The following is an 8,109-nucleotide window of genomic DNA, read 5'->3' on the forward strand; positions in this document are numbered from 1 at the left end:
ACAGGAGAATAATTTTGAATTCCAAAGATCGGTTTCAAACGTTCCAGCACAACCTCACTGTCAGCTCCGTTTAATTTTAAGTGCATCCGATCACGATCGGCATCGACTTTTAATTCTGCAAAATCATGCAAGGCAAATTTCACATTTTGAGCTAATTTATTGATAAATAATTTTTTGTTTTTTCCTTTAGTGGATAGTTCGCCATAACGGATCATTACTTCATTGTATTGCATCGTTATTCTTCACTCCTTTTTAAGCATTGATTGCTTGGAATTGATCATATAAAACATCGAATTCTTTTATAAATTGTTTTGCTTCGTCCATTGTATTCGTATCAGACAAACTAACTCTTACCGCACTGGTTGCAAGTGATTCTGGAACATTCATTGCTCCTAATGTACTTGAACTTGTTTTATTTCGGCTGGAACATGCACTTGTCGTTGAGATATAAATTTCTTGTTTTTCAAAAGCATGTACCATCACTTCTCCTCTAATCCCTTTTAAGGCATAGCAAAGAATATGTGGTGCTCCTTCTTTGTTAGAAAAAAAGGCAACTTTAGGATATTTTTGCAGTTCCTCAGTTAAATAATCTTTTATTTTTCTTTGCGTACTTTGTTTTTCTGCCATGTCAGACAAGGCCAAACGCAAGGCTTTTCCCATAGCTGCAATTCCCGCAACATTCTCAGTTCCGCTCCGAAATCCAGCTTCTTGTCCTCCACCATTTAACAAAGGGGCTAGTTTTCTTCCTTTTTTCAAATAAACAAATCCAACTCCTTTTGGACCATGGAATTTATGCCCGGAAAACGTAGCAATATCAATGCGTGAATTTTCCCCTAGTAATAACGGCATTTTCCCAATAGCTTGAACAGCGTCAACATGAAAATGAATAGATGGATGCTCTTTTAAGATTTCTCCTATTTCTGTAAGAGGTTGTATGCTTCCAATTTCATTATTGATTGCCATCACGGAAACCAAGATCGTATCTGGTCTAATGGATTTTTTCAATGCTTCAACGGAAACAATTCCTTTTTTATCTACCGGTAAATAAGTTACTTCAAAACCAAGCTGTTCTAATTGATGCATTGATTCTTTTACAGCTGGGTGTTCAATTGTTGTAGTAATTAAATGTTTTCCATAAAAACTCTTCTCAATAGCTGTGCCTTTAATAGCCCAGTTATCTCCTTCAGTTCCTCCACTTGTAAAGAAAATTTCTTGAGAAGATACGCTTAACAAAGAAGCTATCTGTTGACGTGATTGCTGCAACAATCCAGCAGCTTGGTCTCCTAATGAGTGTAAACTAGATGGATTCCAATTGATACTTTGGCTGACTTTCAAGAAAGTCTCTAGTACGCCTTCGGTCATTTGAGTTGTTGCGCTATTATCAAAATATATCATAATTCCTCACACTTTCTATTATTGCTGTTCTAAACCTAGCATCAAAACATCTTACTTATTATAACAAAAACTTTTTGAACCACAAGAACGTATTTTTTTTGTAAAAAAGAGTGCTCACATTCATGAGACACTCTTCCTTATATATATTTTTATTTTTTATTTTCTTTATCTTCTAAATAATTTTTTTCTACTTTTTTAAACGAACCTGGTTCAACTTCTTCTAAAGCCGTTGCAATATGTTCAAGTGCTTCATGATAATCAAACTCCGCATTAAACAAGGTTAGGCTTTCCGTAATTGCGCTTGCGATTTCAGGATGAGTATGACGGTAACGATTGGCGTATTGCAGCATATATTCTGTTAACAGTGCGCTATCGACAAGTTCTTCTGTCTTTTCAATCAATAATTCAATGTCGTCATCACATAAGTCGCATAAACTCTTAATATCCTTCATATCGATTCTTAGTTTATTCAATTCTTTTGACAATTGTTCAACCCGTTCGGTTGTAGAAAAAAAGAAATCTAGGTAGTTTGTTGGTAATCCAGGCAAATGCTGCTTCTCAACGTATCTTTTAACCCCGCGTAAATTAAATTCGAAGTCATCTATTTTATCTTTAACTTCTTTTTCTTCCTCACGTAATTCCACTAAATAGTGATTGATTTCTTTTTGTTTCTCCTCAATTCGTTCTAGAGCTTTAGCATTTTCTGCATAACTTTCTTGAACTGCAGTAAATACTGCTTGATGGCTATTTAGTCCATCTGTAAACGTATCGAAATTATTTTGAATTTCTTCTAGTTCTTCTTGCATCGTTTCCGTTTGGGTTAGTTCTTCATGATTTAGCGCATAACTTTGAGCTACACGATCAATTTCAATTAACAGCTTCCGATTTTTTTCTAATACAAATTCGATATAATCATCCAATACCGGCTGACGAGCAATAATGTATTCTTTCGCTTCGATTTCCGCTTCCATTACATCATATAAGCGATTGATTTTCTCCTCAATTTCTTGATTTTTTGATTTTGCTTCATCTACATCACAATTTGCAATCAGTTGTTCGACTGTTTGGCATTCTTTCTCAATCGATTCGATATCTTCTAAAATCGTGTCATTGAGAAAAACAAAGTTTTGTTCGATCAATTGAGCGTACCCTTCTCTTAATTCTTGGAGCTGCTCTTTGAACTCATTGGTCAGTTGTTTCAAAATACCCGGCAATTGTTTAATAATGTAATTCAATTCTTTGGTATCCGCATCAATTTTGTTTAATCTTTTTTGGGCTTCAATATGATCTCCTGAAGCAGTTAACTCAGAAACTTTTGAAAAGTCTACTTCTAAAAAGGTCAATTTTTTTTCAAGATTTTCTAAAGCGGGCCCGAAAGAAAAGCTTTGTGTTAATAATTTTTTGCGATTTTCTTGGTACATTTCTTGGATTCGTTTAACTTCCAGTAAATTCTGTTCTTCGCTTTTCAGCAATTCTTGTAAAGATTCTTGGAGTTCAGCAATAGCCTTTTTTGTTTTTTCAATCAATTGGGCTGCTTTTTCCTCTGCTTTTTTAGCCTGAATTAACTGTAAGCGATCTGTTGCCTGTTCTGCATCAAATAAACAATTTTCTAAATCCGGAAACGCTGTCGCTTCAATTGTTTCCCACTCTGCTTTTAACCGATTGTATTTTTTTTCTGTTTGCCCTGTTAATTGTAGTTCTTTAGCCCTATGTAAATCATCCACCACTGGAAGATCCATTAATTCAATTTTTCTTTTTTCTAAAGCATTTATCTTTGTATAATGCTTTTTTTTCATCATATAACTTGTTAGATAGGCAACAATTGCCAGGACAATGATGACACTTAAAATATATTCAACTCTCATTCTTCTACCTCCAGCCGAATTGATACGCACAGTAATGCTATACCCTTCTTCTTCGATTATTTCTTTACTTATCTCTTAGATAGCTCTATTTGCTTATTTTACGTTTACTTATAAAAATACCTATTGTATATTGTAACATATACAATGAAATCTAACACTACCAAACCCAGTTTTTTATTCATCTTCCTTAGTAGTGTGATCATCATAGGAGGGATACTTTTGTCAAAAGAAGCAAATTATCGTATAACAAATAAACAATTAGCCGCTGTAATCGGTTCTGAGACCAATTTAATTGCTAACTTAAGTAATGCGGCTGCTTTGCTATTCGAAAATTTACCGGATATCAATTGGTCAGGTTTTTACCTATATGAAGAATCTTCAGACGAATTGGTTTTAGGGCCGTTTCAAGGAAAAGTCGCTTGTATTCGAATTGGAATTAGAAAAGGCGTATGCGGAACAGCATTTGAAAAAAACAAAACGCTGCTTGTTGAAGACGTTAATCAATTTCAAGGACATATTGCTTGTGATGCAGCCAGTCAGTCTGAAATCGTTATTCCATTAACAATAAACGGTCAAAAAATAGGCGTCTTAGATATTGATGCTCCAATCACAAAACGTTTTGATAAAGTCGATCAACAGTTTTTGGAACAATTTGTGGAGATTCTCTTAAAAAATAACCAAGCATAGGGATCTTTGAGGAAAAGAAGCAAGAAAGCTTGACTCTTTAGTTGTCTGCATTGTATAATTCAATTTGTGTAAAATAATGCAGCGTGAAAGTGGTATTCACGTCAACAGTTTATTGCCAACTATGGTGCATTTGTGTAACCTGCGGCTGCAAAGGTGAAGAATGAAAAATAAACTGCACGAAATACTGAACTATCAACTTATTATTTTACTCCAAATTATATTTATTGGAGGAATTTTATTATGTCACGTTATACAGGTCCAAGTTGGAAAGTTTCACGCCGTTTAGGTATTTCACTTTCTGGCACAGGTAAAGAAATTGAACGCCGTCCTTACGCTCCAGGTCCTCATGGTCCTAACAGCCGTAAGAAATTAACAGAATACGGTTTACAATTACAAGAAAAACAAAAATTACGTAATATGTATGGAATGAACGAACGCCAATTTAAAAACTTATTTACTAAAGCTGGTAAAATTAAAGAAGGTAAAGTTGGGGACAACTTTATGATCTTATTAGAACAACGTTTAGACAATGTTGTTTACCGCTTAGGCTTCGCAACTACTCGTCGTCAAGCTCGTCAATTAGTAAACCATGGTCACATCCTTGTGGATGGCAAACGTGTAGATATCCCATCTTACAGCGTTTCAGTTGGTCAAGTCATTTCTGTTCGTGAAAAATCTAAAAACATGGAAATCATCACTTCTGCTGTTGAATCTTTATTCGGCCGTCCAGAATTCGTTAGTTTCGATGCTGAAAAATTAGAAGGTTCATTGAATCGCTTACCATTACGTGAAGAATTATACGCTGAAATCGACGAATCATTTATCGTTGAATTCTACAACCGTTAATCTAGTTAAATTCTATTTGTTACTTGTAAAGGCTTTTGGAGTGATGTTTAACATCACTTCAGAAGTCTTTTTTATTCTGCTTAATATAATCCCCTCGATCTATTCATTTAAAGAGTTCACGAAAACTTTTGCAGCTCAATGAATAGTGATAGGCGTACTGTTGTTAGCTTTCAAGGCTGATAAGTTCCAATTGAACTTAGTTACTAGATTTTTTGCTGATAGATGATGATCCACAGACCCTTCTGCTCTTCTAAACCTATCCTCAAAAATTCATAGTTCTGTTTTCACATTTCAGACATAAATGGATAAGTTTTTTCTAACTTAACCCACTAGATGATTTATTCGTACCTGTTTATGCCTTATAATGGTTTTATCAATTACCTGAGGTGAGGCCTATGTTAATCGAAATAAATGATAATTTTATGAATGAGATCATCCGCCTTTCAGAAGCTGCAAATTTAACACCAGGAGATTTTATTGAAGCTACTTTTAGAAATACCCAACATTTAAAAGATGATCTTTTGGAGGAAAAGAAAGACTTTTCAAATTTTATAGAAAATTATCATTTTGTCTTGAATAATCTAACTGATCATCAAGAAAAGGTATTATCTTCTATTAGAGAAATTGATGATTCCCCCGCTATGGAAAGCGTGTTTGAAGAATTAATCCGGCTTTCAAGTGATGATATTTGGTTATTAAGTAAATTATATAAAAAGTATAAAGAGCAAAATTCTCTTACCCAATTGTCTTAAAAAAAAGAGGCTATTAGATAGTTAACAACTCTAAAATATCTTATTTAACTGTATTTTTTTGAAGAAACTTTTTTGCTTAAATAGCTTCATTTTCTATCTAAAGTTTCTTATTTTAAAGCGAAACTTTATCGTTTACTACCCAGCTTTTTAATGGTAAAATGTACTAATTAAGATAGTGAATGCGCTATTATTTTCCAACCATTTTTTTATTATATTTAGCAATTATTTTAAATAAACTATTCTATTTTAAAGGAGCGTACATTGTGTACAATCAAACTATACTTGAAGTTTCTGGTACTTCTGTCAAATTAACTCGTAACCGGTCTACTTTTATTCTCTATCTGTCAAATGATAATGAAGCTCTTATTTTATACGATTATATGGCAAGACGCATCCACGAAAAATAAAACAAAAACGTTGAGACCAACTGTCTCAACGTTTTTGTTTATTTTACCTTAGCTAATGGATAAGCCTCTATTGCTTGTCTGTATAATGGAATCAATTGTTGAAAAGTCGACAAAATAAATTCTTGCAACGCTTGAGGATCGTTAAAAATAGGATCCTTTGCCATCAGCTGTCTTCCAACTAAAAATTCTCCTTTTTTAACGTCTCTCCATCTGCTTAACCCTTTAATCAAGTCAGCCTCTTGTATGGCTGTAACTTGTTCTTTGGTGTGATCAAAAGATACAACATAGTCTGCTGTTAATTGTTCTAGATTAAAAGGATTTTCGATAAAGCTCTGAGCCATTTCTTCTTCGAATTGAGGATTATCGATAAAAGCTAACCACATAAATAAATGAGAATGATATAAACCAAGTTGAAAATGGGGGTATCTTTTATAGCCGCGGTTATCGCCACCAATTGCACACCAAGTGTCTTTTGGCGGGTTTTTTGAACGCCTTAAATGTTGAGCAATATGTACTGGTAAAGATTCTACTTGTAAAGCATCACTTAATTCTATTGAAATAAGCTGTCCTAGTTCTTTAAATTTCGGTTGAATCATTTTCCGAATAGCATCCATTCGAGGCTCCAATCCATCAATTGTAAAAATATCAAAATCGTCGGTCGTAAATGTTACTAAGCTCATTAGCGTCAACTCCTTTATTCTTATTCTTTTCTATTATGCCATATTCTCAGTAAAAGTTTAACAATGAATTAGCAGATAGATACCCAAAAAGGCAGGTCCACCCCTTCATTCACTCATTTCAAATCATGATCAGCTCTTTTAAATAGAACAGTCTATCAAACTAAATAAATTAACAATCGCGGCAACTATGGTATACTGGAGCTAATAATGAATTGGGAAAAGCAGCATCCCTTAAAAAGGAGAATCTTTATGAGTTCTGATAATGTACAAGATTATTTAAATAAAGGAATGTATGGTGCTAATCAAACGAACCCGGAAGAAAGACGGAAATATCTTGGGAGCTTGAGAGAGCGTATTTATTTATCTATGACAATAGAACAAGTTATTTCAAAAAACTATCTAAGCACATTAAAAAAAGAAATAACTGCACATCCTAATCATACCCTTTTGTTAAATGGAACAATTGATATGGAAAATTTAGAAGCCTATATCCAATTGTGCAATCAATTAAATTGTCCTTTTAGAATGGTATCCGATGAAAATGCTAAAGAAACTTCGATTGGGTTGATTTATGTAGCGAAAGAAGCGGTTAATATTGAAGTTATTGATGTTTCTAAAAAGCAAAAACCGGCTGAAGAAACAATTACAGAAAAAAAAGTTCCTGAGAAAAAGTCATTTTTCAAACGATTCTTTTCTTAATTGAAAGCCTAATTTACAAGATCTGAGAGAGAACTCCTGCTACATGCGGAGTCCTCTCTTTTTTTATGGCTTACACACCCATGGTTTCCTTCTCAGCTAATGGTTACTCTTTTATTACTTCTTAATTGTAAAAAGACAACAAAAAAAACGAAAAACGGAACACTTTTTAGTGATCGGCTTTCGTTTTAATTGTTCTTAATTTTCAGCATTTTTTACACTTTTACTTAACTCATAGGATACCATTTATAATTTGCAATTGGTTCATCTCCACCAATCAGACCTTCTCCGATTTTAACAAATCCGATTTTTTTTAAGATGTGTTGTGACTTTTTAGGTCCCAGATAGGTCTTTGCGTAAACAGTGTGTATTTTTTTATCGACAGTCAGCCACTGTAAAAAAGCTTTTGAGGCTTCGGTTGCATATCCTTGGTTGGCGTAAGGCTCTACGATGCCGTAACCCAATTCCGCTATACCCGTCTTATCGGGTTCCCCCTGCGCGCTTACTTCTCCAATAATTTTATTTTCTTTTTTTAAAACAACTAGCCTGGTCCATTTTTCCTTTTCTTGTTCCTGTTTGATTTCCTCTAATACAAAAGGCAGGTAAAAAAAGAATTCGACGCCTGGCCATTCTTTTGCAACAGTATATCCTGAAACTTCAGAAAGCTTTTCATCACCTAGTAAAGTTGCTTCAATAAAAGCAGCGGTATAAGGAACTAATAAGAGTCTATCTGTTTCTAAAATAGTCATCCCTGCTTCCTCTTCTCTCTTAAAAGGCTAGG

Annotated in this window: 9 protein-coding genes and 1 pseudogene; 5 read left to right on the top strand and 5 right to left on the bottom strand. The window is 34.0% G+C overall.

Translation table 11 applies throughout. The annotated features are described in order from the left end of the window. The 3 genes and pseudogenes from RT405_RS00360 to RT405_RS00370 all read right to left on the bottom strand — a co-directional run. A pseudogene (locus RT405_RS00360) lies at nt 1-233 on the bottom strand (tRNA 4-thiouridine(8) synthase ThiI); the annotation flags it as partial. Between the two features lie 19 nt (nt 234-252). After that, entirely contained in the window at nt 253-1,395 is a 1,143-nt protein-coding gene (locus tag RT405_RS00365) for a cysteine desulfurase family protein (RefSeq protein ID WP_313466716.1), read from the bottom strand. 149 nt (nt 1,396-1,544) lie between these two features. After that, nucleotides 1,545-3,260 (bottom strand): septation ring formation regulator EzrA, encoded by a 1,716-nt coding sequence (locus RT405_RS00370; RefSeq protein WP_313466717.1) that lies wholly within the window; start codon nt 3,258-3,260, stop codon nt 1,545-1,547. Nucleotides 3,261-3,479: 219 nt separating this feature from the next. On the opposite strand from RT405_RS00370, the gene RT405_RS00375 reads away from it, so the two are divergent. From RT405_RS00375 to RT405_RS00390, 4 genes are all read left to right on the top strand, one after another. Then, nucleotides 3,480-3,947, top strand: coding sequence for a GAF domain-containing protein (locus RT405_RS00375; RefSeq protein ID WP_313466718.1), 468 nt, complete (start codon nt 3,480-3,482; stop codon nt 3,945-3,947). 240 nt (nt 3,948-4,187) lie between these two features. After that, a complete protein-coding gene (gene rpsD / locus RT405_RS00380) occupies nt 4,188-4,793 on the top strand; it encodes a 30S ribosomal protein S4 (protein WP_035028823.1) in 606 nt (201 codons plus the stop codon). 395 nt (nt 4,794-5,188) lie between these two features. Continuing rightward, nucleotides 5,189-5,545: a hypothetical protein gene (locus RT405_RS00385; RefSeq protein WP_313466719.1), complete on the top strand. Its 357-nt coding sequence runs from the start codon at nt 5,189-5,191 to the stop codon at nt 5,543-5,545. 263 nt (nt 5,546-5,808) lie between these two features. Further along, a complete protein-coding gene (locus RT405_RS00390) occupies nt 5,809-5,952 on the top strand; it encodes a hypothetical protein (RefSeq protein ID WP_156959080.1) in 144 nt (47 codons plus the stop codon). Nucleotides 5,953-5,990: 38 nt separating this feature from the next. Here RT405_RS00390 and RT405_RS00395 read toward each other — a convergent pair whose 3' ends face one another. Then, on the bottom strand, nt 5,991-6,632 hold the full coding sequence (locus tag RT405_RS00395) for a DUF1054 domain-containing protein (protein WP_313466720.1): 642 nt from the start codon (nt 6,630-6,632) through the stop codon (nt 5,991-5,993). A gap of 249 nt (nt 6,633-6,881) precedes the next feature. Between RT405_RS00395 and RT405_RS00400 the strand changes: the two genes are divergently transcribed. Beyond that, entirely contained in the window at nt 6,882-7,331 is a 450-nt protein-coding gene (locus tag RT405_RS00400; RefSeq protein WP_313466721.1) for a YueI family protein, read from the top strand. A gap of 224 nt (nt 7,332-7,555) precedes the next feature. On the opposite strand, the gene RT405_RS00405 is transcribed toward RT405_RS00400, so the two are convergent. Next, entirely contained in the window at nt 7,556-8,077 is a 522-nt protein-coding gene (locus RT405_RS00405) for a GNAT family N-acetyltransferase (RefSeq protein ID WP_313466722.1), read from the bottom strand. Nucleotides 8,078-8,109 lie beyond the last annotated feature (32 nt).

Source organism: Carnobacterium sp., assembly GCF_032094055.1.
GTDB lineage: Bacteria > Bacillota > Bacilli > Lactobacillales > Carnobacteriaceae > Carnobacterium_A.